At 63.0% G+C, this 22,982-nt stretch carries 38 protein-coding genes; 36 read left to right on the top strand and 2 right to left on the bottom strand.

Features of this window, described 5'->3' with window-relative positions; translation table 11 throughout:
- Positions 1-60 precede the first annotated feature (60 nt).
- The gene (locus AABQ55_RS20575; RefSeq protein WP_272806362.1) at positions 61-1,356 is read left to right on the top strand and encodes a nucleobase:cation symporter-2 family protein; all 1,296 of its coding nucleotides are present in this window, start codon (positions 61-63) and stop codon (positions 1,354-1,356) included.
- Positions 1,357-3,078: 1,722 nt separating this feature from the next.
- Here AABQ55_RS20575 and AABQ55_RS20580 read toward each other — a convergent pair.
- On the bottom strand, positions 3,079-3,543 hold the full coding sequence (locus AABQ55_RS20580) for a helix-turn-helix domain-containing protein (RefSeq protein ID WP_272806363.1): 465 nt from the start codon (positions 3,541-3,543) through the stop codon (positions 3,079-3,081).
- Positions 3,544-3,686: 143 nt separating this feature from the next.
- Between AABQ55_RS20580 and AABQ55_RS20585 the strand changes: the two genes are divergently transcribed.
- Both AABQ55_RS20585 and AABQ55_RS20590 read left to right on the top strand, forming a co-directional pair.
- A complete protein-coding gene (locus AABQ55_RS20585; protein WP_272806364.1) occupies positions 3,687-4,025 on the top strand; it encodes a helix-turn-helix domain-containing protein in 339 nt (112 codons plus the stop codon).
- On the top strand, positions 4,022-4,306 hold the full coding sequence (locus AABQ55_RS20590; RefSeq protein WP_272806365.1) for a hypothetical protein: 285 nt from the start codon (positions 4,022-4,024) through the stop codon (positions 4,304-4,306). The genes AABQ55_RS20585 and AABQ55_RS20590 overlap by 4 nt, the downstream gene beginning before the upstream one ends.
- 27 nt (positions 4,307-4,333) lie before the next feature.
- Here the strand turns inward: AABQ55_RS20590 and AABQ55_RS20595 are convergent, their stop codons facing one another.
- On the bottom strand, positions 4,334-4,714 hold the full coding sequence (locus AABQ55_RS20595; RefSeq protein WP_272806366.1) for a hypothetical protein: 381 nt from the start codon (positions 4,712-4,714) through the stop codon (positions 4,334-4,336).
- Between the two features lie 106 nt (positions 4,715-4,820).
- Here AABQ55_RS20595 and AABQ55_RS20600 point away from each other — a divergent pair, with 106 nt between their 5' ends.
- The 33 genes from AABQ55_RS20600 to AABQ55_RS20760 all read left to right on the top strand — a co-directional run bounded on the left by AABQ55_RS20600 (position 4,821) and on the right by AABQ55_RS20760 (position 22,946).
- Positions 4,821-5,180, top strand: a complete 360-nt coding sequence (locus tag AABQ55_RS20600) for a hypothetical protein (protein ID WP_272806367.1) — start codon at positions 4,821-4,823, stop codon at positions 5,178-5,180.
- A gap of 74 nt (positions 5,181-5,254) precedes the next feature.
- Positions 5,255-6,034: a ParB/RepB/Spo0J family partition protein gene (locus AABQ55_RS20605; protein WP_338341840.1), complete on the top strand. Its 780-nt coding sequence runs from the start codon at positions 5,255-5,257 to the stop codon at positions 6,032-6,034.
- Complete coding sequence (locus tag AABQ55_RS20610; RefSeq protein WP_272806369.1) at positions 6,031-6,492, top strand: hypothetical protein; 462 nt, start codon at positions 6,031-6,033, stop codon at positions 6,490-6,492. The genes AABQ55_RS20605 and AABQ55_RS20610 overlap by 4 nt, the downstream gene beginning before the upstream one ends.
- Positions 6,492-6,719: a hypothetical protein gene (locus AABQ55_RS20615; protein ID WP_272806370.1), complete on the top strand. Its 228-nt coding sequence runs from the start codon at positions 6,492-6,494 to the stop codon at positions 6,717-6,719. Before AABQ55_RS20610 ends, AABQ55_RS20615 begins: the two co-directional genes overlap by 1 nt.
- Positions 6,716-8,722: a transposase domain-containing protein gene (locus tag AABQ55_RS20620; RefSeq protein WP_272806371.1), complete on the top strand. Its 2,007-nt coding sequence runs from the start codon at positions 6,716-6,718 to the stop codon at positions 8,720-8,722. The genes AABQ55_RS20615 and AABQ55_RS20620 overlap by 4 nt, the downstream gene beginning before the upstream one ends.
- A gap of 69 nt (positions 8,723-8,791) precedes the next feature.
- On the top strand, positions 8,792-9,814 hold the full coding sequence (locus tag AABQ55_RS20625; RefSeq protein WP_272806372.1) for an AAA family ATPase: 1,023 nt from the start codon (positions 8,792-8,794) through the stop codon (positions 9,812-9,814).
- Positions 9,811-10,113 carry a hypothetical protein gene (locus AABQ55_RS20630; RefSeq protein WP_272806373.1) on the top strand — a complete coding sequence of 101 codons (303 nt, stop codon included), beginning with the start codon at positions 9,811-9,813 and terminating at the stop codon, positions 10,111-10,113. Before AABQ55_RS20625 ends, AABQ55_RS20630 begins: the two co-directional genes overlap by 4 nt.
- Positions 10,110-10,412: a hypothetical protein gene (locus tag AABQ55_RS20635; protein ID WP_272806374.1), complete on the top strand. Its 303-nt coding sequence runs from the start codon at positions 10,110-10,112 to the stop codon at positions 10,410-10,412. Before AABQ55_RS20630 ends, AABQ55_RS20635 begins: the two co-directional genes overlap by 4 nt.
- 12 nt (positions 10,413-10,424) lie before the next feature.
- Positions 10,425-11,078 carry a DUF3164 family protein gene (locus AABQ55_RS20640; RefSeq protein ID WP_272806375.1) on the top strand — a complete coding sequence of 218 codons (654 nt, stop codon included), beginning with the start codon at positions 10,425-10,427 and terminating at the stop codon, positions 11,076-11,078.
- Between the two features lie 10 nt (positions 11,079-11,088).
- Positions 11,089-11,325, top strand: coding sequence for a hypothetical protein (locus AABQ55_RS20645; protein ID WP_272806376.1), 237 nt, complete (start codon positions 11,089-11,091; stop codon positions 11,323-11,325).
- A gap of 2 nt (positions 11,326-11,327) precedes the next feature.
- Positions 11,328-11,753 (top strand): hypothetical protein, encoded by a 426-nt coding sequence (locus tag AABQ55_RS20650; RefSeq protein ID WP_272806377.1) that lies wholly within the window; start codon positions 11,328-11,330, stop codon positions 11,751-11,753.
- Complete coding sequence (locus AABQ55_RS20655) at positions 11,750-12,016, top strand: hypothetical protein (protein WP_272806378.1); 267 nt, start codon at positions 11,750-11,752, stop codon at positions 12,014-12,016. The genes AABQ55_RS20650 and AABQ55_RS20655 overlap by 4 nt, the downstream gene beginning before the upstream one ends.
- Positions 12,013-12,207 (top strand): hypothetical protein, encoded by a 195-nt coding sequence (locus AABQ55_RS20660; protein WP_272806379.1) that lies wholly within the window; start codon positions 12,013-12,015, stop codon positions 12,205-12,207. Before AABQ55_RS20655 ends, AABQ55_RS20660 begins: the two co-directional genes overlap by 4 nt.
- On the top strand, positions 12,204-12,686 hold the full coding sequence (locus AABQ55_RS20665; protein WP_272806380.1) for a hypothetical protein: 483 nt from the start codon (positions 12,204-12,206) through the stop codon (positions 12,684-12,686). Before AABQ55_RS20660 ends, AABQ55_RS20665 begins: the two co-directional genes overlap by 4 nt.
- Positions 12,683-13,162: a hypothetical protein gene (locus tag AABQ55_RS20670; protein ID WP_272806381.1), complete on the top strand. Its 480-nt coding sequence runs from the start codon at positions 12,683-12,685 to the stop codon at positions 13,160-13,162. Before AABQ55_RS20665 ends, AABQ55_RS20670 begins: the two co-directional genes overlap by 4 nt.
- 53 nt (positions 13,163-13,215) lie before the next feature.
- Entirely contained in the window at positions 13,216-13,485 is a 270-nt protein-coding gene (locus AABQ55_RS20675) for a hypothetical protein (protein ID WP_272806382.1), read from the top strand.
- Positions 13,482-13,706: a hypothetical protein gene (locus tag AABQ55_RS20680; RefSeq protein WP_272806383.1), complete on the top strand. Its 225-nt coding sequence runs from the start codon at positions 13,482-13,484 to the stop codon at positions 13,704-13,706. Before AABQ55_RS20675 ends, AABQ55_RS20680 begins: the two co-directional genes overlap by 4 nt.
- Positions 13,699-14,025 carry a hypothetical protein gene (locus AABQ55_RS20685; protein ID WP_272806384.1) on the top strand — a complete coding sequence of 109 codons (327 nt, stop codon included), beginning with the start codon at positions 13,699-13,701 and terminating at the stop codon, positions 14,023-14,025. The genes AABQ55_RS20680 and AABQ55_RS20685 overlap by 8 nt, the downstream gene beginning before the upstream one ends.
- Positions 14,018-14,251, top strand: coding sequence for a hypothetical protein (locus AABQ55_RS20690; RefSeq protein WP_272806385.1), 234 nt, complete (start codon positions 14,018-14,020; stop codon positions 14,249-14,251). The genes AABQ55_RS20685 and AABQ55_RS20690 overlap by 8 nt, the downstream gene beginning before the upstream one ends.
- A complete protein-coding gene (locus AABQ55_RS20695) occupies positions 14,248-14,517 on the top strand; it encodes a hypothetical protein (protein WP_272806386.1) in 270 nt (89 codons plus the stop codon). Before AABQ55_RS20690 ends, AABQ55_RS20695 begins: the two co-directional genes overlap by 4 nt.
- The gene (locus tag AABQ55_RS20700) at positions 14,514-15,170 is read left to right on the top strand and encodes a regulatory protein GemA (protein ID WP_272806387.1); all 657 of its coding nucleotides are present in this window, start codon (positions 14,514-14,516) and stop codon (positions 15,168-15,170) included. The genes AABQ55_RS20695 and AABQ55_RS20700 overlap by 4 nt, the downstream gene beginning before the upstream one ends.
- A complete protein-coding gene (locus AABQ55_RS20705; RefSeq protein WP_272806388.1) occupies positions 15,167-15,409 on the top strand; it encodes a hypothetical protein in 243 nt (80 codons plus the stop codon). Before AABQ55_RS20700 ends, AABQ55_RS20705 begins: the two co-directional genes overlap by 4 nt.
- Positions 15,409-15,606: a hypothetical protein gene (locus AABQ55_RS20710; protein WP_272806389.1), complete on the top strand. Its 198-nt coding sequence runs from the start codon at positions 15,409-15,411 to the stop codon at positions 15,604-15,606. The genes AABQ55_RS20705 and AABQ55_RS20710 overlap by 1 nt, the downstream gene beginning before the upstream one ends.
- A 3-nt stretch (positions 15,607-15,609) precedes the next feature.
- Positions 15,610-16,020: a hypothetical protein gene (locus AABQ55_RS20715; RefSeq protein WP_272806390.1), complete on the top strand. Its 411-nt coding sequence runs from the start codon at positions 15,610-15,612 to the stop codon at positions 16,018-16,020.
- A gap of 104 nt (positions 16,021-16,124) precedes the next feature.
- A complete protein-coding gene (locus tag AABQ55_RS20720) occupies positions 16,125-16,856 on the top strand; it encodes a TIGR02594 family protein (protein WP_272806391.1) in 732 nt (243 codons plus the stop codon).
- The gene (locus tag AABQ55_RS20725; protein ID WP_272806392.1) at positions 16,853-17,140 is read left to right on the top strand and encodes an NAD(P)+ transhydrogenase beta chain; all 288 of its coding nucleotides are present in this window, start codon (positions 16,853-16,855) and stop codon (positions 17,138-17,140) included. The genes AABQ55_RS20720 and AABQ55_RS20725 overlap by 4 nt, the downstream gene beginning before the upstream one ends.
- A complete protein-coding gene (locus tag AABQ55_RS20730) occupies positions 17,137-17,499 on the top strand; it encodes a hypothetical protein (protein WP_272806393.1) in 363 nt (120 codons plus the stop codon). Before AABQ55_RS20725 ends, AABQ55_RS20730 begins: the two co-directional genes overlap by 4 nt.
- A gap of 213 nt (positions 17,500-17,712) precedes the next feature.
- Complete coding sequence (locus AABQ55_RS20735; RefSeq protein ID WP_272806394.1) at positions 17,713-18,042, top strand: DUF2730 family protein; 330 nt, start codon at positions 17,713-17,715, stop codon at positions 18,040-18,042.
- Complete coding sequence (locus AABQ55_RS20740; protein ID WP_272806395.1) at positions 18,039-18,338, top strand: hypothetical protein; 300 nt, start codon at positions 18,039-18,041, stop codon at positions 18,336-18,338. Before AABQ55_RS20735 ends, AABQ55_RS20740 begins: the two co-directional genes overlap by 4 nt.
- Before the next feature lies 1 nt (position 18,339).
- Positions 18,340-18,924 (top strand): phage protein Gp27 family protein, encoded by a 585-nt coding sequence (locus AABQ55_RS20745; protein WP_272806396.1) that lies wholly within the window; start codon positions 18,340-18,342, stop codon positions 18,922-18,924.
- A 68-nt stretch (positions 18,925-18,992) separates the two neighbouring features.
- Entirely contained in the window at positions 18,993-20,264 is a 1,272-nt protein-coding gene (locus AABQ55_RS20750; RefSeq protein WP_272806397.1) for a terminase large subunit domain-containing protein, read from the top strand.
- Positions 20,264-21,835, top strand: coding sequence for a DUF935 domain-containing protein (locus AABQ55_RS20755; RefSeq protein WP_272806398.1), 1,572 nt, complete (start codon positions 20,264-20,266; stop codon positions 21,833-21,835). The genes AABQ55_RS20750 and AABQ55_RS20755 overlap by 1 nt, the downstream gene beginning before the upstream one ends.
- Positions 21,836-21,869: 34 nt before the next feature.
- Positions 21,870-22,946, top strand: coding sequence for a phage head morphogenesis protein (locus AABQ55_RS20760; RefSeq protein WP_338417064.1), 1,077 nt, complete (start codon positions 21,870-21,872; stop codon positions 22,944-22,946).
- Positions 22,947-22,982: the final 36 nt, after the last annotated feature.

Genomic DNA, 22,982 nt, shown 5'->3' on the forward strand with positions numbered 1-22,982 from the left:
GGCCGGCGCCAACGAGACTGCACGGCATGTCCATCCCGTCGATGAGATCCTGCCGCCCGCATGGCGGTGTTCGCGCTCCAGCACGTGCTCGTCATGTATACCGGCGCCATTGCCGTACCCTTCATCATCGGCGGCGCCCTCAACCTCACGCAGGCCCAGATCGCCTATCTGATCCAGGCCGACCTCATCACCTGCGGCCTCGCCACGTTGATCCAGACCGTCGGCTTCTGGCGCTTCGGCGTGCGCATGCCGCTGATGCAGGGCATCACCTTCGCCGCGATCTCGCCGGTCATCGCCATCGGCAACAATCCGGCAATCCTTGCGGATGGCCCCAATGCCGGCCTGCAGGCCGTCTACGGCGCGGTCATCGCGGCGGGGCTCTTCGCCATCTTCATGGCGCCGCGCGGCCGCTACATCGTCAGGGCCTTCCCGCCCGTCGTCGTCGGCGCGGTGCTGACGGTGATGGGGCTCAGCCTGCTGCCGGTCGCGATCCAATATGCCGCGGGCGGTTTCATGCCGGATGCGGGCCGGCCCGCCTATATCGGCCTCGCCTTCCTCGTGCTCGCCGTCATCGTTCTCCTGAACATGTTCGGCCGCGGCTTCGTGAAGAACATTTCGGTCTTCCTCGGCCTGGTCGTCGGGGTCGTCTTCGCCGCCGTTATGGGCATGCTCGATTTCAGCGCGGTCAAGGATGCGGCGCCGGTCGCAATCGTCACGCCCTTCCACTTCGGAATGCCGACCTTCCATCTCGTGCCCGTCCTGACGATGTGCCTCGTCGTCGCCATCACGTGGGTGGAATCCGTCGGCGACACGATCGCCGTCGGCGAGATGGTCGGCCGGCCCGCGACGGAGCGCACCATCGCCGACCTGCTTCGGGCCGACGGCCTGTCGACGATGCTCGGCGGCATGCTGAACTCGTTCCCCTATACCGCCTTCTCGGAAAACGTCGCGCTGGTGAACATCACGGGCATGCGCAGCCGCTGGACCGTAGCGCTGGCCGGCGGGTTCCTCATCGTGCTCGGCCTGTCGCCGGTGCTGGCGACGGCCATCGCCTCGCTGCCCAAGCCCGTGGTCGGCGGCGCGGGGTTCGTGATGTTCGGCACGCTGGTCGTCGTCGGCATGAAGACCCTGCAGAAGATCGACTTCGACACGACCTTCAACAACTTCATGGTGGTGGGCTTGAGCGTCGCCATGGCGATGATCACCATCGTCAAGCCGGACTTCTTCCAGTTCATGCCGGACTGGTCGCAGGTGGTGTTCCACTCCCCCGTCATCATGGGCGCGGTCACCGCCATCGCCATGAACGCCGCCCTCAACGGGCTCAGCATGCAGGGACAGATCGCCATGGCCCACTAGGTCTCCCTCCCCCGGGATCCAAGTGACGCCTGCCGGAAGGCCGGGATCGCAAGATCCCGGCCTTCTCATTGGATCGCCCTAGCGACAATCATGCGGGTATGCGTTGCAACACTCCGCCATCAACCAGGAAAATGCGAAGCGATAGTCAGCCGTTGTGGTTAGGCTCTTGAAAGAGTCAGAACCAACGTTCCTGTCTCGGTGGGAAGGCGGACATGCCTACAGCGGATTAGCCTTATCAACTAGATAAGGTGTCTCACCATTATCCGTATTGCTAGCTGAAACTGCAAGCTGCCTTGCATGATCTGTTCGCAGACTCTCGTCGCTGTCCTCATACAAGCCGACAGAACGCAGGCGACCTCCCTGATCAGAGATACTCCGCCCCCGCTGTTCTCGACGAAACGATCCCTACAACTGGCTGTGGAAAGACGAGATGAGGACGCTCTCGTTTTGTCAGATCAGGGACCGTCGGTTGACTTTGATACACCCGTCAACTCTTCTACCGAACTCCGGCCACAGCCAATGACGACCATTCCGCCTCGGTGATTTTCGCATTTTCAACGGTTGCGGGTTCAAATCCCGCGTAAATTTCGAAGTTTTCTATCAGATTGATTTATAGGGATATTTTCTCGGAAAGATACCACCAAAAATTGCGGCTGTCAGTGGACAGCAATAGATTTCCATGGACCCTATTGAAGCCGTTGTTGTCCGACACATATATCCGGACGAGGCGGGAATATCCGGGAATAGCCGGGAACTGGCGAGAAAGGCCGAAAAATCAGGGGCTTCGGCGGGAGCACGGCGGATCAGGGCGCGGAGCGTTTTTGACAGCTGGCTCGGTGGAAACACCCTTGAGCGTGCGAAGTATGGGTGAAAGCGGGCTTGGCTTCAAGCGCTGCCTCAAAAACGGCCGAGAAGCCTTCGAAGCCTCTTCAAACCATTGAAAAATCTAGAGTGGCGGTGGCGGGGCGTGCGCGCCTGGCGAAGGCGGCGGCTCCCCGGAAATGCGGAAAAATCCAATTCGAGGTTCCTCCTGAGGCGGAACCTTGCGCCGCAAACGATGCCAAATCATTGAAATAAATAGGGGAACCTTGAAAAATCGCGGTATTTTCAGGGGCCTTGAGGTTCCTACCATCGGCCCCGGAGAACGGCCAGATCACGATTGCGCGTTCGCGATCTGGTTGGAGTATTTCCTCTGCCCTCGTCGGCTCTCCCGCGCAGCCTTCGCGGCGGCGGCGTCGTCCAAGGCGAAGCGCAAAGCCGCATCCAGGTATTTTCGATCCCCGGCAGCGAGGTAGACCTGCGAGAGAAGATGCTCGCGGTTAACGGTAGCCGCAGTCTCAGCCGCAGCCCTAATATCCTCATCAACGAGTTTCAAAGCGGACCAGCGCCAGCTATCCGCGTCATCGCGTTTGGCATCCTTTGCCCCTTGAGTGCGACCCGCTATGCAAAGTATCCCAATCCCCGGAAGTGCGAGCAGCAGGCAGAGAATTCCCCATCCCCATGGGTTCCTACCGAAGCGTCGCGCGAGTGCCGCCCCGAATAGGCTGAAGTTTACCATTGCAAAGCCAAGCCAAACCGCCCCCGAGCCCATTTACCGCCTCCATCAGTGATACGCGTTAATCAATCGGATTTACCACACATACAGTTTCAGGTTGAGAACATGCCGCACAAATTTAACGTCCCATTAAGGAACAGGCATAGGGTGGTCGACTTGAACAAGCATCAAGCCGAGTGTTTCCCTTTGCCCGGCTCGCTACGTGCATTCTCGATAGCAATGCGAACTTCCTTGTGAAGAAGACGCAATCGCAAATCGACCTCCTCGCAATCGTCCTTAGAGATCAAGCGCTCTTCTAGCCCAGCCAGATAGTAGGAAGCGGTCTTCGCCAACGCCGTTGCTGGCAGCTTTATCTTGGCCGCGAGATGCTCTTCTAAAACGATGCGCTCAACGCGGTCGTAGAGGGAGGCCTGCCCCTTCTCGTCCTCTCCCAATAGAAGCCAACGCGGCGCCACTCCTAGTGTATCGCAAATTTTTGCGATCTCATGAAGCCCGAACGATGTCTTGCCTTTCTTATATGCCGTCCAGGTATTGGGGGCCACACCCAGTTTTTTGGCTAACTCCCCTTCGGTTCCCCAGGAATTCTTACTGAGGATGCGCCTGAAGACTGCGTCGTAGTCGAAGGTTCCCACGCGATCTCAGTATCGCATAATTTTGTGATGGAGCTATTTACCATCGCAATTTTTTGCGATACTCCTTTCCCATAAATACGGACCAAATCACCCTTGAAAAAGGAGGCTTTGCAGAGCCTCCCCGTTCAAACCGAGGAACTTTTATGCACCCTGACCGTCATGCGGACAAGGCCGCGGCCGCGCGCCTTGAAGAGGCTCATCGTGTCAAAAGCAAGCTTTCGCTTGCGGGCTTTTCCCTTCTCGACGTCGATCGCCTCTACAATCTGCCGCGCGGCACAGCGGGAACGACGCTTCGCGAGCCGAACGCCGCCGGCGAGCGTGCCATCGCGGCGGCCCTGCAGAGCCGCCCGCACCTGCTCTGGCGCTCCCGCTATCATGCGGACGGCCACCGCAAATCACCACAGCCGGCGGAAAACTATCAGCGCTCGACGATGCGGGAGCGCCGCCAGGCGCAGGCGGCCGACTGCGGGGCAGCGGCATGATGCGTGGCGCCAACAAGAACGCTGCTCTGGCCTTTCGCGGTTTGTGCCGCAGAACCTGCGTCGGTTCCGGCCGTCAGACCCGCTCCGCCGACGCCACACCCGAACAATCGCGGATGACGGCGCGCGCCGATAGGGCGAAAAGCACGTCCAAAATCGACGTGGTCCTTTTTGTGCCTTCGCACTCGGCGTTCTGCCGGCGCGCGGAACTGTTGCTGCTTTGCGGGGTGCCGTTTGCGGCACTCTTCGCGGTACTCGCTATCGTGCTGCAGAGGGCGATGTGATGGGGAACGTCTCCGATTTCGACCCCTTCAATCAGTTCCCTGCTTCGGTGGTGGCTTCCTACGTTTCGAATTTGCTAGTTTCAGCTGGCTGCGGAGAAACTCTGCGCCTTCTAGTTTGTGGAGCTCTTCCACAACCTTCCCCTCTTTCCAGTCAGAAGCGTCTAGCCATGCGCGCAGACGCGACAGGCCAACCTCTGCGTCACCAATATCGCCAAGGGCGCCGACATAATCAGCCGCCAAAATCCCGTGGAGGCTTTCGATGATGTCGAACAGCCTCACCCGGTCAATAGCGCCCTTGTCTATGAGCGCGAGAGCAATAGCCGCTATCGCCATGTTCTGCCCGTCGCACATGGATTGCGTCGCCAGGATCAGCTCGTCCGTTTCCTCGTCCATTTCGATCGTCTCCATGTGGTTCGCGCGCGTGGGGATGACAGGTGCCAGGCCGGGTTGCCTCCCCGCCTGGCACCGCCAGCTTGTCATGAGTCGTGCGGCACAACCAAAGGGAGTTTTTGTCATGCGTAATCCCTATTCCGAAGACGAGCGCCTGGCCGCCATGGTCAGCGCCGCTTTCCGCGCCAGCCGGTCGCACTTCAACCACCTGCCGATCCGGTATCTCATCAATCCGCCGGTCGAGATGTTCGATGCGAAGCTCGCCCGGCAGATCACGATCCACATCCTGAACAACGAGTTCGGTATCCCACGCCGCCGGTTGACCAAGCTGCTCGGCGTCGGCCGCGCCATGGTGCTGCAGTCGATCCGAACGGTCGACCAGCGGCGGTATGAGCCAGTCTTCGAACGGGCCTACGAGCGGATTTCCGCGCGGGCCAAGGACAATTTCATGACGGCGCTCGCCGAAGACGCGGAGGCCGCATAGGCATGGCCGAACTTATCCGACTGAAGCTGAAAGACCTCTACCGTGGGGACCGCCTGCGGCCGGTGGACATGGACATGGCCGCCGCCATCGGCGCGTCGTTCGAGGCGCGCGGGCAGATATCGCCGATCACGGTGCGCCGCACGCCGGCGAAGAACAAGGGCGCGACACCCTTCAGCCTGATCGTCGGCGGGCATCGCTGCGCCGCGGCCGATATCATCGGGTGGGAGGAACTGGACGCGCTCGTTGTCGAGGCAGATGGCCCCGAGGCGCAGATGATGGAGATCGCCGAGAACCTCTATCGCAACGAGCTGAGTGCGCTCGACCGCGCAATCTTCGTGATGAAATACCGCGAGCTTTGGGAAAAGCAGCACGGCAAGATCGAGCGTGGACAATACTCCGCTGAAAAGTGCAACGATTGCACTTTTGTCTTCGCCCCTGGCCGCGACCTGTCAGAGCACGTCCAAGAGCGGCTCGGCTTCGGCAGGCGCACATATTTTAATGTGACCCGTATCGGCCAGAACCTGCATCCGACCCTGCGGGCGGCGGTGCGAGGCACCGAGGCCGAGACCGACCAGTCGAAGCTCCTGAAGCTGGCGAAGCTGCCCGCCGACGACCAGTTGCGCATTGCCGCCGCGCTGAAGGAAAAGCCGGATCTGAAGCTGGCGCTCTCCTGGCTGAAGCCGGAAAAGCCCGCCGTCGATCCTCAGGCGGCATTGCTGGCCAAGCTGATCGCCGCCTGGGACGGGGCGAGCGAACAGACACGGCAGGAGTTCCTCGTCCATATCGGTGTCGACCAGGACGCGGGCCTTGGCAATCTGATGGCCAGCATCAAGCGTGAGGCGGAAGCGGCATGACGAAGCCAGACCCCGCCCAGGCCGATTTCTTCGCCGAGCCGGTCTTCCCGAGCCGGACGCCCGTCGAGCGCATAGACATTGCCCGCTTTCGCAGCCGCCTTCGCCGCGAAATGGCGCGCGCCATTCGGGAGTGCCCTTGTGATCGCCCGACGATCGCCGCGCGCATGGCGACCTATCTCGGCCTGCCTTCGATCTCGAAGGCCTCGCTCGACGCCTATACGGCGGAAAGCAAGGAAGGGCACGATATCAGCCTTGTGCGCTTCAAGGCCTTTGTGCGCGCCACCGGCGCCGTCTGGCTTTGGGACGTCATTGTTTCGGAAGACGGCCTCCTGCTCTTGCAGGGCGACGAAGCGCGCCTTGCCGAAATCGAGCGCCTTCGCCAGGAGCAACGCGCCATCGGCGCGGAAATCCGCAAACTGACGGCGACGCCCGTCCGCATTCGGCGGGGTGAAGGCTGATGGCCGGCAAGATCTCCATCATCGGCCAGATCGCCGAGATCGACCGGGAAATCGCGATGCGCGAACGGGTCTATCCCCGCGAAGTGCAGTCCGGCCGGATGAAGCAGGCCGAGGCAGAAATGCTGATGGAGCGCATCCACGCGGTGCGCGCCACGCTGATGTTCTGCCGCGAAAACGAAGCCGACATTCGCGCCTGGATGGCAGAGAAGAAGGGCGGTCGCGCATGAAGGAGTGGTTCAGCCTCGCCGAGCTTGCCGCCGCGCAGCTGCCCGGCCTGCCCGCGACCGTCAAGGGCTTCGACAAGGTGGTTTTCCGCGAGGGATGGCGAATGGATGCCTCGCGATGCCGGAAGCTTACCGGCCGCGAAGGCGGCGGAGGGTTCCAATACCATGTCTCTCTGCTTTCCGATGCCGCTCGATCGAAGCTTGCCTTCATCGAGGCCGCACCGAACATCCCGCAGACGGCTGCTTCGAACCTGCTTTGGAGGCGGTTCGAAGCGCTCACCGATGACCAGCGTGCCGTGTGCCAGAAGCGGCTGGATGTTTTGACCACATGGGAGAGCATGCGAGCGGCAGGCATCAATGCCGCCCAGGCCGCGCGCTATTGCGAGACCAAGTTCGACGTCGCACGCAGCTCGCTATACGAATGGCGGCAGAAGGTGGAGGGAAAGCCGCGCCAGGACTGGCTTGCCGCCCTTGCTCCCGATAGTGCCACGGCGAACGGCGAGGATATCAAGACCGCGGAATGCCATCCCGACGCCTGGGACGTGCTGGCTTCGGATTATCTTCGCCCGGAAGGTCCCAAGTTCTCCTCCTGCTATCGTCGCATGAAGGAGGTCGCCAAGAAAAAGGGATGGGCACCCATTCCGGCCGAGCGGACATTGCGCCGCCACATGGACATCAAGGTCCCGCGTGCCGTGCAGATCCTCGCCCGCAAGGGCAAGGAAGAGGCGATGAAGCTCCTGCCCGCGCAACAGCGCTCCGTCGCCCATCTCGCGGCGATGGAATACGCCAACACGGACGGGCACAAGCTCGACCTGCATGTCATGCTGCCGGGCCGGGACAAGCCGACGCGCGTCTACCTGATGGCGACACAGGACCTCTATTCGCGGAAAATCCTCTCCTGGACCCTTGCCGAGGCGGAGACCTGGGAAGCCGTTCGCACCATAATCGGCCGCATGGTCGAGGACCATGGCATCCCCAAGCGCCTCTATATGGACAACGGCAAGGCCTTCGCGTCCAAGAAAATCTCCGGCAGGGCGAAGCGGCGAAACCGTTTCAAGATCACGGAAGACGAGGTCGCCGGCCTCTTGAAAACGCTCGGCATCGACGGTCGCTTCGTCAAACCCTATTCCGGCCAGTCGAAGCCGATCGAGCGCGGCTGGGGCGACCTTGCCGAGGAAATCTCCAAGCATCCTGACATGGCTGGGGCCTATACCGGTCGCAGCCCGGAGCACAAGCCGGAAAACTACGGCGAATGGGCCGTCCCGCTCGACCAGCTCGAAACACATGTCGCCGACCGGATTGCCGAACACAATGCGCGCGAGGGTCGCAAGACGGAGACAGCGAAGGGCCGGAGCTTCGACGCGACATTCGCCGCCAGCCTCGCCGAGCCCTTGAACGCTCCCCGTTTCGCAAGTCCGATTCAGCGCTCGCTCTGGATGCTCACGGCCGAAACGATCAAGGCCCGCAAGCCGAATGGTGCCGTGCACCTCTTTGGCAATCGTTACTGGTCGCGTGAGTTGAACCAGTGGGTCGGCAAGAAGCTGACCGTGCGCTTCGATCCGTCCGATCTGCATGGAACGGTAAAGGTCTATGACCCGCAGGGGCGTCTTATCTGCGAGGCGGCCTGCATCGACAAGACCGGGTTCGATTGCCAGGCAGCGGCGCGTGAGACGGCGCGCGCGAAGAGCGATTTCGCCAAATCCCTCAAGGTCCAGAAGGACGCGGCCCGCCGCCTCAGCGATCTGCAGCTGAAGGAGTTGATGGGCCGTGGCGAAAGCGACCAAGCGACGAAGGCAAAGCCGACGCGGCCGAAGGTGACGCGTCTCATAACGCGCCAGCAGGCCGCCCCCGCAACCGCCGTCGACGAAATCGACGAACAGCAGTTCGAAGACAACTTCAGCCGGGGCCTTGCCCGGCTTGCCGGCGGCGATGCCGCCATCCTGCCATTTCCGAAAGGAAATCGACCGGTGAGTACAGCGTCCGGTCGAAAGCATAGAGCCGAGTAGTAGTGCGTTCGGTTCCCAAAAAAAATAGCGGGCACGAGGCCCGCAACAATCAAAGCAAAGGAACCCTAGATGAAAAAGCCGATCAACACAATTCCCGAATGGAATTTCCCGACGCCGACACAGGCGTTCGTGGACAAGCACGGCCCTGCCGAGGTGGAACGGTGGCGCAAGCTCCTCTCCCGCGTCATCGACGTGGCCAGAGAGCATGGTTGGAACAAAGCGGAAGTCTCCCGGCGCTCCGGAGTGAAAGACGGCACCTTTAACCAGTGGTCGAACGGGAATTATCCGGGCCTCCTCGAAAACCCCAACGATGACATCAGCAATTGGCTCGATGCCCTGGAGGAGAGTGCCGGGATTGCCGCCACGCTTCCGGTTTCGCCGAAGTTCATTCGCACCGCGACCGGCGCTGAAATCTTCAACGTCCTGCTCTATTCGCAGCTCTCGTCCGGCTTCACCATGGTTGTGCTTCCATCGGGAGCCGGTAAGACCACGGCCGCTCGCCACTTCGTCGCGACCCGCCCTCATACATGGATGGCGACGGTCAGCCCGCATACGAAGACCGTTCATGGCCTCCTCGTCGAGCTGGCGACGGAGCTGGATGTTCATGAACATAATCCTGCGCGTCTGGTTCGTGCCATCGGCAGGAAGTTGCAACGTATCGGCGACGGCACCCTGTTGATCATCGACGAGGCACAGAACCTTGTGCCCGACGCGATCAACCAGCTTCGTCACTTCGTCGACAACTATAACTGCGGCATTACCCTGATCGGCAACGAGGACACCGGCGCCGCGTTCCTCAAGGATCGCGGTTCGATCGCCAGCCGTGCCCAGGTCGTGACCCGCTTCGATCGGCGTTTGCGTTCAGAGCGCGATCCAGTTGGAGATGCGCGCCTCCTGATCGACGCATGGGGGATCGAAGACGCCGATTGCGTCAAGTTCCTCATCGGCGTCGCATCGAAGCCGGGCGCCTTGCGCAATATCGACCGAACTGTCCGCGCAGCCGCGATGCAGGCTCTCGGCGCCGGTGAGGATATTTCCCTGAAGTACCTGACAGCCGCATGGCGCAATCGCGACATGGGAGAGCTGGCATGATCTCTGCCCTGCGCGACACCACACTGAGTACCGCGATCTTCGACGTGATCAGGGTGATCCTTCCCTACACGGCCGAGGGAAAGGCGATGCCCTCCTCTCTGGCGCATACCGTCGTCACCCAGCTTGCTGCCACTCAGAAGCTCGCCACCCTGATGGAACAGGAGCTTGCCATTCACCGGTTCGACGAAGCGGGGATGTCCGTTCGCACCATGGTGGAACGCGAGATCGCGGCAGCGCTTGACCAGGGCGTTACCAGCACCGTGGTCAAGTTCGATCCCGACAAGGGGAGGAAGTCGTGAACGTCGACCGCCTTCTCTCGGACCATCTTAAAGAGCTGAGGAGGACCGTCGCCACGGTCCTCCAGCGAAGCTCCCTGACCGGCCGAGCCGTACCATTCGGCGAGGCCCGGCAGATCACCGACAAAATCAACACGGCCGTCGCGCTCGCCCAGGAAGTCGAGGAGGAAAACCGCATCCTCGAACATCGCCTGTCGGCCGGGCGCGACGATCTCCGAAACCGGAAGGCGGCGGCGGACATCACGGATGTCGCCAGTGGCGACAACGTGACCGCCTTCCGGGCCCTCTCCCCGAAAATCTGAAGGACCATGACCATGGACACAGTCATCCTTGAAGAGAAGCCCGAAGCCGGCGTCACGCTGGTGAACGGCCGCGAATACATGCATGACGCCAAGGGCAACCTGGTGCCTGTCGCCAACATCAAGGCTGCGGACAAGCTCGAAGACGAGATGGTCCGCAAGGTCATCGCCTATGCCGTTGATCTCAGCGCGCAGATCACGCGCTTCCGCGATCACACCATGGGCGATATCTCCAGCTTCGACGCGCTTCTTGCCCAGGAGTACGGCGCGTCGATCGGCGGGAAGAAGGGTAACAAGACCTATCAGTCCTTCGACGGCCTGATGCGCGTCCAGGTGCAGGTAGCCGACCAGATCGATTTCGGGCCGCAGCTCCAGATCGCCAAGACCCTCATCGACGAATGCCTGAACGAATGGTCGGCCGATAGCCGGCCGGAAATCCAGTCGATCGTCACGAGGGCCTTCAACACCGACAAGGAAGGCCAGATCAACAAGGCCGAGCTGTTCATGTTACTGCGCCTGGAGATCGAGGATGCCCGGTGGAACCGCGCCATGGAGGCCATCCGTGCCTCCATACGCGTGACCGGCTCAAAGGAATATGTCCGGTTCTACACGCGCTCCTCGCTGGAGGAGCCCTGGCAGGCCGTGACCATCGACCTGGCGAAGGCGTGAGGGCGGGACGATGGCCAAACACCGCAGGAAACTCGGGTCACGCCGTCTGAGCGGCAAATGGACGTCCAAGCGTGCTCATGCCTTTTGCATGGCCAGGATGGGCCAGATCGAACTGATCCTTCAGGAAATCGCCTCGACCTATGACGACGTCGATCAGACCGTCGTCGCCGAGTGCGATCGCCTTCGGGATGAGGAACTGCCCGCCCTCGGCCGCACCTTGGACGAAGCTCTCGAAGAGGGACGCTAGCTATGAGCCACGCCAGCTACAACCACGCCCTTTTCGAGGAAGAGGCCCGGGTCATCGGGATTTATCCGATCGGCATGATCGGCGACCCGGAGAGCCCGCCGGATTGGTTCACCAGCCTTTGGGAGGATACCGACGATCCGAACGATCCGCTCTTCGACGCTCTTCCCGAGTTGAAGGGCGTCATGGTGGAAGACGCGGCCGAGTGGGCGAATGCCCTGATCCTTCGCTCTCGCTCGGGCTTCATCGTTCGGTACGAGGTTTGCGTACGGCATTATCATCCCTCGCCGGTCACCAGCTACGAGAGTAGCTGGGGCTGGATCCAGGAGGGCACGCTGTATGCCGAGACGATCAACGAGATCGGCCCGACCGTCCTGAAGCTTGCGCGCGGACAGCACGCCGCCGAGCAGCGGAAGGCAGGTGCGGCATGACCCGCGCCCTCGGCATCGTCCGCGCAGACAAGCTGCTCTCGCAATCCCGGTGCCCGGTTTGTGGCGCCGGCCGTGTCGAGACGATCGGCGGCAAGGGCTCGCCGGTCGCCATTTGCGTCTACCGGTGCTCCGCCGAGTTCCAGGTCGACCTCAACGGCGAAATCATCCCGATGAACGTCTGCCCGGCCGCGTCCTACGTCGCCGCTGCGCAGCTCAACAAGGAGGCGCGCGCCGATGCCGTGCGCCAGGCAGGTGGAGCATGAGGCAGTTTTCAACCGAAGCGCACCTGCTTGACGGCATCCGTGAGGAAGCCGAGCGGCAGGGCTGCACCGTCTTGGAGCGCAAGGGCCGGGTCTACGCCGTTGTGGTGATGCCGTGCGAATGCGGGTGCCACTCCCTTACGGACATCGACCTGACCGATATCGCTCACCGTCTTTGGGAGCGGCTGCAATGAACATGACAGCCGATTACCGCTGCCGTGAATGCGGCATCACGAACATCGAACCCGGGATCAAAATCGACGGCCAGCCGCTCTGCTGGCAGGACGAAGACATCTGCTCGCGCTGCCATGACGAACTGCACGAGCAGCTCGTCAAGGACGCCGCGCGCTATCGACATATCCGGAACCGGCAGTTCCGGGCCGTCGATATCGCCGCCGGCGGTGTCTTCGCCGGCATCATCCATGCCAACCTGATTATCGGCGGTGAGGATCTCGACCGCGCCATCGATGGGGAGATGGGGGCGGACATTCCCATCGTCGCCACGCTGGAGCGCCGGCTGGCGGAGTGCCTTGCGGCGTGCGTCGACACGCCGCTGGTGACCGGCCGGGATGAGCCGGGTGGCTATAGCTCTCCCCTTGATCTTCGCCTCGGCTTCTTCCGTCCGGACCTTTCGGAGCGCGCGGCCGAACTGCTTGAGGAGGCCGGGCTGTGACGGACGTCCATGTACATATCGCTGCTCTTGTAGCGCTCCGCGACAAGGTCTCCGAAGAATGCCTGAATGATGACGGTCGCTATTTTCTGGAGACCTACAACGATCTTACGCAATGCCATCACGGGGAGACCGGGAACTACAACAACCGGGCGGACGGGAAGGCGATCGCGATCTTGTGGAACCTCTGGAAGGCGGGCGTCATCGCACCAGCGTGGCAACCGATCGACACTGCGCCGAAAGACGGGCGCGAAGTCCTTATAGCTTGCCCGCTCGCGGACCTGTTCAACCAGTATGTTGTCAGCGCCGCCTACTTCGACGCTGCCGCTTACGGCGGCACATGGTGGTGGGCGGGAACGAAGATGGACGAATGGGGCGATAGTCCCGTGGAGGACATCAACGAAGCGCCCGTGTTTTGGCAGCCGATGCCGGCCGCACCGGTCGGCTCCCCCATCAAATCATCCGGAGGCGACGCATGACGGTCGTGCGGTGGTTAAAGACAATCTGATCCAGCAGTAAAGAGGCAAACGCCATGCAAATTCTCAATATGCAAGCAAGAAGTGCCGCCTTCAAAATCGAAACACTCGACGGGCTGTGGGAGGAGGCAAGCAAGTTAGGTGAGGTAAGGGTTGATTACGGTTTCGGTGGTGGTCAGTACGCCGAAATTCGGTTCAAGCGGCCAGCGGGGTCGTGGATCATGGCGCGCGGTACACACACCGACATTCGTGAGGCCCTGCGTCTCGCGATTGAAGAGGCCCTGGCAATAGGGGCGACCCGGCGCCACGAAAGGTCAGGCCGATGATTGACCATCCCGACGTAGACACCTGTCCGATCTGCGCCGAGCCGCTTCTCGATGACAATATCTGCGCGACGGATATCGAGATGGGCATCTGCCATGCGGCCTGCCTGGAAGGATCTCCTACTGTCGACCTGCAAACCGGCGAGCCCACCGGAGGCCCGATCGACACCTTCCGCTATGGCGATACCGCCGCCAACAAATCGAAAGGTCAGGCCGATGAGTGACGCGATACCCGCTGACATCATGCAGGCGGCATCCGAAGCGCACGCCAACTTTGCCAGATCATCTGTCTCGGACAACCTGACGATCATCATCGCCAAAGCCATCTTCGCCGAGCGCTTGCGCATCATCTCTCGCCTCAAGGAAGAGGCGGACCTGACACCTTGCTTTGAAGACGCCATGGTCACGCGCTCCAATGCGCGCTTGATCGAGGCCGATTTCTCCTACGAGGGGGCCGAACGCCTCTTGGAGATCGAGGAGGCGCGGGAAAACGCCACCACAGCAACAAGTGGAGCCTTCCAGGCCGGAGGCGATCATGGCTGAGGCCGCAAAGGAGTTCGTCTGCACCTATCGCCATCGCGGACTTGAATATGGCGTCAACGTCCACGCGACCGATTACCAGGATGCGTCCGCGCACCTGCGCGCGATCGGCACGACCGGCTCGGTTGATGGCGTGCTCGTCATGTCGGTTTCCTTGCCATCCGGCGCCGGTATCTGGCGCCGCCTTCAGGTGGCTGTTGGCGTCCTCCTCGGGAGGTACAGCCGATGACCGGGATCTACTTCGACGGTGCCGTGCGCCTGATATCCTATTCCGCCGTGACCAAGGGCGCGAAGGCGACGATCAAGATCGAGCTGGAGGCATCCGACCGGTACGACCTGGCCTCCTTGCTGCGCCAGCTCGACGAGATCGATCGCGAGCAGCGGGAAGCCGCGAAACCTGCTCCGAAAGCCACCCGGCCCGCCGCCAGGAAATCGCAGCTCGCCCTGCCGGCCCCGATGCTGCAGCTTGAGGACCAGAGGGAGAGCGACACATGACCTCGTCCGTCAAGGCCATCCATGCCGGCTTTCGCGAGCTCGGCATTACCGAGGATGACGACAAGCGCGCGCTCTATGCCCGCGTCACCGGCCAGTCCCGCCTGTCGCTCATGTCGGCCGACCAGGAGAGCGCCGTCCTCACCGAACTGCGCCGCCTCGGTTTCAGGCCGGCCGAGCGCCGGGCGAACGGCGCGGCCAAACTCACCGGCCGGTATGCGAAAAAGCTCCAGGCCATGTGGATCGCCGCATGGCACCTTGGCGTGGTGCCGGATCGCGATGACGCCGCGCTGATCGGTTTCGTGAAGCGCCAGACGGATCTGGACGGCATTCGCTTCGTCCACCATGCGGACGATGCGCGCGCCGTGATAGAGGCCCTGAAGGCGCGCATGAAGCGCGATGCCGGCGTCCAGTTCGGAACGGACCTGGGCTGCGATTGGCTGGCCAGCGATGTCGCCAAGATGGCTTGGGCGCAGTGGCGGATCATCCGGCCCGACGCGAGCCTGATGGTGCGTAAGGGGTTCGACGAAGCGGTTGCGGCTGCGATCGGGCGGCGCGTCACCATGCTCGTCGAACTGACAGACCGGGATTGGCAGGCCGTGATGAAGGCGCTCGGCCCGCGCGTGCGCGGCGCCAGGAAGGCCGGCACGCCATGACCACGCCCCTCCACGTCAGCGACCATGCCATCCTGCGCTATCTGGAGCGTGCGCATGGCCTCGACGTGGAGGCCGTGCGCCGGCACATCGCCAGCCGGTGCGCCACCGGCGCCGAGCTGCGGGCGACAACAGTCATCGTCGAGCGCGTCAAGTTCGTGCTCGCCGAACGGGAAGCCGGAACCGTCGTCGTCACCGTCCTGAAAGCCCGGTGGCCCGCCCGGCCGGAGGACACGAAGTGATGGGCACGGCCGCGCACCTTCCCCTCTTCGAGACGGAAACCTTGAACGCCATTCGAGAGGAGCGCGAGGACCTCTTGAAGCGTCTTCAGCGCGGCGGTGTCGATGCCCACACGCGGATCAAGCGTGAGGAGCGCCTCAAGGTCCTCACTGCCCGCCAGATCGAGATCGAGACAGCGCTTCGGCTTGGGAGACGTTGACGGATGAGCGAGCAGCTTCCCGAACGTGCATGGTTTTCTCCGCTTCTCAACGAGATCGCGGACGTCGCCGGCGAGCGTGCGGCGTTGTTGCTCGGCCGGGAGAAGGCCTGCCACCGCATCTTCATCCCTAAGAACCTGAAGGAAGGTCATTGGCTCGTTGAGCTGGTCGGTGAAGAAGCGGCAGGGAGACTGGTGAAACGCTACGCCGACAGCTACCTTGACATCCCGCCTGCGCTTGGCGGACAAATGCGCCGTCGTCGCCGCGCCATCACGGAGATGACCATGCAGGGCTGGTCGATCGCCCGCATCACCCGCACGCTCGGGGTTGCCCGGTCGACCGTTACGGACCAGCGCCGCAAGATCGGACGCCCCTCGCCGAAGCAACTTGACCTTTTCGGCGAGAGCGAGGACTGAGGGTCCGAAATCGGACCATTCGACTGCGCCACCTCCGGCAGCATTGTGCCCCCAGATCGCCGGACCGATTTCCGGCGCTTTCTTCTGATCCGGGGGCGTTTCCATTGAGCACCATCACCTTCGACAAGTGGGTCATCACGCGCCTGCTCGCCCATGGCGCCTATGCCGGCAAGGCGGACGATGCGCCCGGCCGCATGATGATCGAGGGCCTCAAGCGTTTCCAGGCGGCCGAGGGGCTTAAAATCACCGGCACGGCGAACGAAGCCACGGTCGCTGCCCTGCGCCGTACGTCGGCGGCGCCGAACGCCACGTTGCTGATCGCGCCCGCGCCGCCGGCAGAACCCATCTGGATGCGCGAGGCCCGCCGCTATCTCGGCCTGCGCGAGATCGCCGGCCGCGGTTCGAATTCGACCATCATGTCCTGGGCGCGGCGCCTCGGCGGCTGGGTGGCGAGCTTCTATACCGACGACGACATCCCATGGTGCGGCCTCGCCGTCGCCGCCTGGGTTGCGGTGACCCTGCCCCAGGAGGCGCTGCCCTCCAATCCGCTCGGCGCGCTCAACTGGCGGACCTTCGGGATTTCGCTTCCCGCGCCCTCTGTCGGCGCGATCCTCGTCTTCAAGCGGCCGGGTGGCGGGCATGTCGGCCTTTATGTCGGCGAGGACGCCACGCACTACCATGTGCTCGGCGGCAACCAGAGCAACAGTGTTTCCATCACGCGCATCGAGCGGTCGCGCCTGGTCGCGATCCGGTATCCGAAGACCGGCGGCAACCCGATCGGCGGGCGCGTGCACCTGTCGGCAAAAGGCGTGCCGGTGACGAAGGACGAGGCATGAAGGACGGCCCGGCCTACAACACCACGAAGCGGCAGATCTGGTTTTCCTTCGGCCTCGGCTGGCTGGTCATCCTCCTCCTCGTCGTCGGCGGGCTTCGCGGATCTCGCGAGGCGGTGGATCTTGCCGGCATCACGATCCCTTCGATGATCCTGCTCATTGCCGCCATGCTCGGCATCCATCGCTACACGGGGTCGATGGACTTTCGGGCGATGCAGGATCGAGCCCCGGCCAGCGTCGAGCCACCGTATCGCGCTCGCGACGAACCGGCGGGAGAGGTTCAATGATGGCCGCACTGCAAGGGTGGGCAGCGCGGGTCCTGGTAGGGCTCGCGCTGCTCGTCGGTCTCCTGATCGCCGCCTGGCTCGTTCTGGACAGGCTCGACACGATGATCGAGCGCGCCAAGCAGGCCGCGATCGAGAAGCGGGACGCCTATTGGACCGCCGAGATCGAGCGCGGCAACGCCGAGGCCAACCGCCGCATCGCCGACCAGGCGAAAGCGGCGCTCGCCATCGAGACCAACGCAAACGCCCGTATCCGGGCGGTCGAAGATCAACTTGCCAGCCTGGAGACTGCGAATGCGGCCCTGCCTCATGGCGATGCTTGCGGCCTCGGCCGTGATCGCGTCCGCCTGCTCCCACACTGAGCCCAAGCCCGTCGTGCGAATCGTCGAGGTCAAGGCGACTATTCCGGACAGCGCACGCCAGAAATGCGCCCAGCCCGTGGCGCTGCCCGACCGGGACATGACCTCGGGCGAGGTCACCGTTAAATGGGGCGCCGACCGCGCGGCGCTTTTGACATGTGAAACGAGGCGGGCGGCTGCGGTCGCGGCCGTCGATGCTGCCGGAGAAGACCGTTGATGGACCTGTCGATACTCATGCCGTGGATCGGCGCCGCCCTGTCCATCATCGCGCTTGGCACCCAGCTCAAGGCCATCATTTCGTCCGGAGAGCGAAAGCTGGAGGAGCGCGTCACCAAGGTGGAGCTGAAGCTCGTCGAGCACGATCGTCGCATCCAGACGGTCGAGAGCGAGATGAAACACCTGCCTGACCGGGAGACCGCCCACAATCTCCAGATCAGCATGGAGCGCATCGCCGGCCGGCTCGACACGATGGACGAACGGCTCCGGCCGATCGCGGCGACCAATCATCGTTTGCAGGAATATCTGCTGGAGCAGGCCAAGAAATGAGCATCGAGAACATTATCCAGGAAGAAGCCCGGCTCATCATCCTGAAGGAGCTGAGGCTCCAACCGAACCGATCGCTGACGTCCGAGGCGATGCGGCGTTATCTCCTTCGCAGCTTCCTCATCGACAAGCCGCGCGAATGGGTCGAAAGCCAGTACATTTTCCTGCGCGATATGGGCGCCGTCGATGTGATCCCGGCCGGGTCGGTCGCGATCGCACGGCTGACGGAACGCGGCGACCTCTTCCTTCAGGGGCTCGCCTCCATTTCGGGCGTTCAGTCCCCGTCCGCGAGGGCGTGACATGGCGGAGGATCGCCGTGGCCGTGGTCGGCTCAACAGTCTGGAGCTGCTGCCCGAGGAGGCACAGGACGATGTGATCTGGGCGGTCGGCCAGCTTAACGAGCGCCGCCGCTCGACGGCCGACATCCTCTTCGAACTGAACGACCGGCTTGAGGTGAAGGGCATTCCTCCAATCTCGAAGTCGGCGTTCTACCGCCGTTCGGCGAGGCTCGCGAAACGCGCCATGCAGCTGGAGGAACGCCGCTATATCTATGCCGGCATCGCAGAAAAGCTCACGCCCGAGGAGATCGGCCGAAACGATGTCGTGCTCGGCGAATTTTTGAAAACGCTTATCGACGATCTCCTGGACAGGGACGAGGCCGACAGCAAGAGCGCGATGGAGCTGGCGCGCGCCTACAAGGATACCATCATCGCCCAGCGGCATTCTGCCGAGCACCGCCGCAAGGCCGAGGACGAGGCGAAGACCAAGCTTCTCAAGGCCGTCGATGCTGCTGTCGGTGTCGCCGGTGTAGAGGGTGAGAAGCCGGACGGCCTCGCCGTCATCAAGAAGATCCGCGAAGAAATCTACGGGATCTTCGAGGAATGAAACCCGCCGTTCCGCTTTACCCCTATCAGCGCAAGTGGTTCCTCGACCGGCCGCGCTTCAAGATCGGCATGTTCTCCCGCCAGACCGGCAAGACATTCACGACCGGCCTGGAGATCGTGGACGACGGCTATGTTGCCGCCGCCCAGGGCCGCCGATCGCCATGGGTAATCCTGTCTCGCGGCGAGCGCCAGGCGCGCGAGGCGATCAACGAGGCCATCAAGCCGCATGCCAAGGCGTACGGCCTCGTCTTTGAGGAGAACGAATTCGACTGGAAAGGCGAGAGTGGGACGCACAAGGCCATGGAAGTGATCCTTCCTCATGGCAACAGCATCCTGGCGTTGCCGGCAAACCCTGACACCGCTCGCGGCTTCTCCCGGAATGTCTTCCTTGACGAGTTCGCCATTCACAAGGACAGCAAGGAAATCTGGGGCGCCCTGTTTCCCGTCATTTCAAAGGGCTGGAAAATCCGCGTCACATCGACCCCGAAAGGCAAGGGCAACAAGTTCTACGAGCTGATGACCGCGAACGACGACACCTGGTCGCGTCACGTCGTCGATATCTACAAGGCGGTTGCTGATGGTTTGCCCCGCAATATCGACGAGCTACGGGCGGGCCTTGCCGATGATGATCTCTGGGCGCAGGAGTTCGAGCTCCAGTGGCTCGATGAGGCCAGCGCCTGGCTGTCCTACGATCTCATCAATTCGGTCGAAGACGAACATGCCGGCGATCCGTCATTGTACCAGGGGAACCCCTGTTTTGTCGGCCGCGATATCGGCCGCCGGCGCGACCTGCACGTCATCTGGGTCTGGGAGTTGATCGGCGACGTCCTGTGGTGCCGGGAGATCATCGAGCAGAAGCGCGCGACGTTCCTCGAAATGGACATGGCATTCGACGAGGTCATGCGCAAGTACCGCGTCGGCCGCGCCTGCATCGACCAGACGGGCATGGGGGAAAAGGTCGTTGAGGATGCGCAGCGCCGATACGGCTCGCGCATCGAGGGCGTCCTTTTCACCGGACCAAACAAGCTGGTCATGGCGACGGATGGGAAGGAGGCCTTCGAGGATCGGAAGGTTCGCATCCCCGAGGGCAACCTCCCGCTGCGCTCCGATCTCCACAAGCTGCGCAAGGTAGCCTCCGCGACCGGCGCTCCGCGGTTCATCGCCGATCGCGACGACGACCACGCTGACCGCACATGGGCGGCCTTCCTCGGCATACACGCGGCGGCCACGCCAGAGATGGAATACGCTTACCAGAGTATCGGAAGCCTGGACGACGGTGACTTTTCCGAACGCGACCGGAGCGAGGACGCTTCGCCGTTCGGCCGCGGAGGACTTTGGTGATGACGCTTATCGACCGCTACGGCAACCCTCTGCGCGCTCCGCAGAAACAGGTGCTCCTCGAGGAGCAGAGCGCGCCGACGCTGACCGGCGTCCGCTCGATCTGGAACGAGCAGGTCGCATCCGGCCTCACGCCGGCCAGGCTTGCCCGTATCCTGAAGGAAAGCGGCGATCCGGGCGGCGACTTCCGTGACTACCTCACCCTTGCCGAGGAGATGGAGGAGCGGGAGCCGCAATATCGGATGGCGCTCGCCCAGCGCAAGCTTGCCATCCGCAACCTTTCCCCCGTCGTCGAGGCGGCCAGCAAGAGCACGCGGGACAAGGACATCGCCACCAGCGTGCAGCGCATGCTCGGCACGACGGCGTTTCGCAGCACGATGATGCACCTGGCCGACGGCATCGCGAAGGGCTTCGCCGTTGCCGAAAACCGCTGGCGGATGGACGGCTCGTCCTGGACGTTGCCGCGCATCGTCCAGCGCGACCAGCGGCATTTCCAGTTCGACCGCATCACCGGGCGGGAATTGCGGCTGCGCCATGACGGCGTCTTCGAAGGCGTCGAGCTTCCCCAGGCGAAGTATGTCGTGCATATCCCGACGCTGCTTTCCGGCCTGCCGATCCGCCAGGGCCTTGCCCGCACCGCGTGCTGGATCTTCATGCTGAAAAGCTTCAGCCTGAAGGACTGGATGTCCTTCCTGGAAATTTACGGCATGCCCTTCCGCGTCGGCAAATACGGGCCGAACGCCTCGGATGCGGACAAGCGGGCGCTGCTGAAGGCCGTTGCGAATGTCGCGGCCGATGGCGGCTGCATCATTCCGGAGAGCATGCTCCTGGAGTTCATCGAGACCAAGGCCGGTGCGGCGGGCGAGAACGCCTTCAAGGGCATGGCCGAATATCTCGACGACCAGTTCGCCAAGCTGATCCTCGGCCAGACGATGACGTCCGACGACGGCTCGTCCGAAGCCCAGGCGAATGTCCATGACGATATCCGCCTTCTGATCCTGCGTGCCGATGGCGACGACATGGCAGCGACGGTGCAGCGCGACGTGGTCGATCCGTTCGTTGCCTTCAACCACGGCGCCGACGTGGACGCGCCCCAGGTGACGTTTCCGGTTCCCGATCCGGAAGATATCAAGCTTCTGATGGAGGCGACGAAGACCTTCGTCGACATGGGCGGCACGGTCCCGGCCGGGCCGGTGCGCGAGAAGCTCGGCTGGCGAGATCCGGTCGACGGCGAGGAAGTGCTGGGCGGCGTGAAGAAGGAGGAGCCGCCGAAGGAGCCGGCGCCGAAGGATGCAGCGGAGGCGTTGCGCCGGCTGTTCGACAAGGCGGCCTCGCCGCTCTCGATCGCGGCCGACGACATCACCGAAGGCTTTGCCGAGGAGATGACAGCGGAATGGGAAGAGCAGCTTTCTCCGCTCATGGACGCGATCCAACGCGCGGCCGCCGGCGCCTCCGACTTCCCGTCGTTCCTGAAGGCATTGGAGACGCTGAACATCGGGGAAGCCGGTCTCGGAGCCCGCCTTGCCGCAGCCAGCTTCGTTGCGCGGATCATGGGCGGCGGGCGCGATGGTTGAGAACCCACGGCGCCGCAATCCGCCGCCGGAGGCCATGGCCTACCTTGAGGGCAAAGGTTTCCTGCCGTCGTTTCATTGGCAGGACGTATGGGCCGAGGAGCATGCCCACGCCTTTACCGTGGCCAAGGCCACGGAGATGGACATCCTCAAGGCGATTCGCGACGACGTCGAGCGCGCGGTCCGGGACGGTATTCCTTTCGAGCAGTTTCGCCAGGATCTGACACCACGCCTGGTCGCGCTCGGCTGGTGGGGCAAGAAGCCGATGGTCGATCCCGTGACGGGCGAGGAGAAGATCGTCCAACTTGGCAGCCCGCGCCGGCTTCAGACGATCTATTGGGCTAATACCAGGTCGGCCTATGCGGCCGGGCAATGGGAGCGAGCCCAGCGCACCAAACGGGCCTTGCCCTACTTCATCTATGAGCTAGGCCCCAGCGAGAACCACCGGCCCCATCACGTGGCGCTCGCTGGGACGAAACTGCCCGTCGATCATCCCTTTTGGGATACGCACTTCTGTCCAAATGGCTGGGGCTGCAAGTGCCGGCTCCGGCAGATAACGCAGTTCGAGTGCGACGAGCTGGGTGGCGTGTCGCCCGATCCGGAGATCGTTTGGAAGGAATTCCGCAACAAGCGCACGGGCGAAATCACCATGATCCCCGAGGGGGTCGATCCGGGCTGGCACACCAATCCGGGCAAGGCGCGCGCGCAAACCCTCATGCAAGGCTTTGAAAGCCGGCTTAAAGACGCGCCCGAACCCGTCGCCCGCAAGGCGATCGCGGATTTCTGGGAGAGCCGGGCGCCCGAAGCCTATCGCCGCATGGCCGAGGCGGTGGACCTGCCGGTCGCGGTCGCACCGCGGCTTGCCGCCGATCTCGACGCGGCGAGCGCGATCGTCGCTGTGAGCAACCACGCGATCGGCGACGGCGAGCTTGCCCCCTATGGCGAGGTGCAGCGCATGATCGACGAGGGCGCGGAGACGAAACAGCCGGGCGGCCTTCGTCGGTTCTGGCACCGTCTTCGCGGCCGGTCATGGACGGCGTCGATAGGTCGGGCGGCGAACGGTCTTCTCCGCCTGGTCGGCCTGAACGAAGCGGACGAGACGCGGCCGGAGTGACAGTTGCAGGGACGGGCGCTGGGCGCGCGAGAGACG

It is taken from the genome of Shinella sp. WSD5-1 (assembly GCF_963942435.1).
Taxonomy (GTDB): Bacteria; Pseudomonadota; Alphaproteobacteria; order Rhizobiales; family Rhizobiaceae; genus Shinella; species Shinella yambaruensis.

Bases quoted from the DNA above. Each gene is read 5' to 3' on its own strand.
- AABQ55_RS20625 (WP_272806372.1), top strand. From the start codon at position 8,792: ATGAAAAAGCCGATCAACACAATTCCCGAATGGAATTTCCCGACGCCG.
- AABQ55_RS20700 (WP_272806387.1), top strand. From the start codon at position 14,514: ATGACCTCGTCCGTCAAGGCCATCCATGCCGGCTTTCGCGAGCTCGGC.
- AABQ55_RS20615 (WP_272806370.1), top strand. From the start codon at position 6,492: ATGGCCGGCAAGATCTCCATCATCGGCCAGATCGCCGAGATCGACCGG.
- AABQ55_RS20605 (WP_338341840.1), top strand. From the start codon at position 5,255: ATGGCCGCCGCCATCGGCGCGTCGTTCGAGGCGCGCGGGCAGATATCG.
- AABQ55_RS20600 (WP_272806367.1), top strand. From the start codon at position 4,821: ATGCGTAATCCCTATTCCGAAGACGAGCGCCTGGCCGCCATGGTCAGC.
- AABQ55_RS20760 (WP_338417064.1), top strand. From the start codon at position 21,870: ATGGCCTACCTTGAGGGCAAAGGTTTCCTGCCGTCGTTTCATTGGCAG.
- AABQ55_RS20730 (WP_272806393.1), top strand. From the start codon at position 17,137: ATGATGGCCGCACTGCAAGGGTGGGCAGCGCGGGTCCTGGTAGGGCTC.
- AABQ55_RS20630 (WP_272806373.1), top strand. From the start codon at position 9,811: ATGATCTCTGCCCTGCGCGACACCACACTGAGTACCGCGATCTTCGAC.
- AABQ55_RS20590 (WP_272806365.1), top strand. From the start codon at position 4,022: ATGATGCGTGGCGCCAACAAGAACGCTGCTCTGGCCTTTCGCGGTTTG.
- AABQ55_RS20685 (WP_272806384.1), top strand. From the start codon at position 13,699: ATGAGTGACGCGATACCCGCTGACATCATGCAGGCGGCATCCGAAGCG.
- AABQ55_RS20650 (WP_272806377.1), top strand. From the start codon at position 11,328: ATGAGCCACGCCAGCTACAACCACGCCCTTTTCGAGGAAGAGGCCCGG.
- AABQ55_RS20620 (WP_272806371.1), top strand. From the start codon at position 6,716: ATGAAGGAGTGGTTCAGCCTCGCCGAGCTTGCCGCCGCGCAGCTGCCC.
- AABQ55_RS20575 (WP_272806362.1), top strand. From the start codon at position 61: ATGGCGGTGTTCGCGCTCCAGCACGTGCTCGTCATGTATACCGGCGCC.
- AABQ55_RS20725 (WP_272806392.1), top strand. From the start codon at position 16,853: ATGAAGGACGGCCCGGCCTACAACACCACGAAGCGGCAGATCTGGTTT.
- AABQ55_RS20710 (WP_272806389.1), top strand. From the start codon at position 15,409: ATGGGCACGGCCGCGCACCTTCCCCTCTTCGAGACGGAAACCTTGAAC.
- AABQ55_RS20745 (WP_272806396.1), top strand. From the start codon at position 18,340: ATGGCGGAGGATCGCCGTGGCCGTGGTCGGCTCAACAGTCTGGAGCTG.
- AABQ55_RS20660 (WP_272806379.1), top strand. From the start codon at position 12,013: ATGAGGCAGTTTTCAACCGAAGCGCACCTGCTTGACGGCATCCGTGAG.
- AABQ55_RS20715 (WP_272806390.1), top strand. From the start codon at position 15,610: ATGAGCGAGCAGCTTCCCGAACGTGCATGGTTTTCTCCGCTTCTCAAC.
- AABQ55_RS20695 (WP_272806386.1), top strand. From the start codon at position 14,248: ATGACCGGGATCTACTTCGACGGTGCCGTGCGCCTGATATCCTATTCC.
- AABQ55_RS20680 (WP_272806383.1), top strand. From the start codon at position 13,482: ATGATTGACCATCCCGACGTAGACACCTGTCCGATCTGCGCCGAGCCG.
- AABQ55_RS20750 (WP_272806397.1), top strand. From the start codon at position 18,993: ATGTTCTCCCGCCAGACCGGCAAGACATTCACGACCGGCCTGGAGATC.
- AABQ55_RS20585 (WP_272806364.1), top strand. From the start codon at position 3,687: ATGCACCCTGACCGTCATGCGGACAAGGCCGCGGCCGCGCGCCTTGAA.
- AABQ55_RS20675 (WP_272806382.1), top strand. From the start codon at position 13,216: ATGCAAATTCTCAATATGCAAGCAAGAAGTGCCGCCTTCAAAATCGAA.
- AABQ55_RS20655 (WP_272806378.1), top strand. From the start codon at position 11,750: ATGACCCGCGCCCTCGGCATCGTCCGCGCAGACAAGCTGCTCTCGCAA.
- AABQ55_RS20755 (WP_272806398.1), top strand. From the start codon at position 20,264: ATGACGCTTATCGACCGCTACGGCAACCCTCTGCGCGCTCCGCAGAAA.
- AABQ55_RS20595 (WP_272806366.1), bottom strand. From the start codon at position 4,714: ATGGAGACGATCGAAATGGACGAGGAAACGGACGAGCTGATCCTGGCG.
- AABQ55_RS20740 (WP_272806395.1), top strand. From the start codon at position 18,039: ATGAGCATCGAGAACATTATCCAGGAAGAAGCCCGGCTCATCATCCTG.
- AABQ55_RS20645 (WP_272806376.1), top strand. From the start codon at position 11,089: ATGGCCAAACACCGCAGGAAACTCGGGTCACGCCGTCTGAGCGGCAAA.
- AABQ55_RS20690 (WP_272806385.1), top strand. From the start codon at position 14,018: ATGGCTGAGGCCGCAAAGGAGTTCGTCTGCACCTATCGCCATCGCGGA.
- AABQ55_RS20735 (WP_272806394.1), top strand. From the start codon at position 17,713: ATGGACCTGTCGATACTCATGCCGTGGATCGGCGCCGCCCTGTCCATC.
- AABQ55_RS20640 (WP_272806375.1), top strand. From the start codon at position 10,425: ATGGACACAGTCATCCTTGAAGAGAAGCCCGAAGCCGGCGTCACGCTG.
- AABQ55_RS20705 (WP_272806388.1), top strand. From the start codon at position 15,167: ATGACCACGCCCCTCCACGTCAGCGACCATGCCATCCTGCGCTATCTG.
- AABQ55_RS20665 (WP_272806380.1), top strand. From the start codon at position 12,204: ATGAACATGACAGCCGATTACCGCTGCCGTGAATGCGGCATCACGAAC.
- AABQ55_RS20610 (WP_272806369.1), top strand. From the start codon at position 6,031: ATGACGAAGCCAGACCCCGCCCAGGCCGATTTCTTCGCCGAGCCGGTC.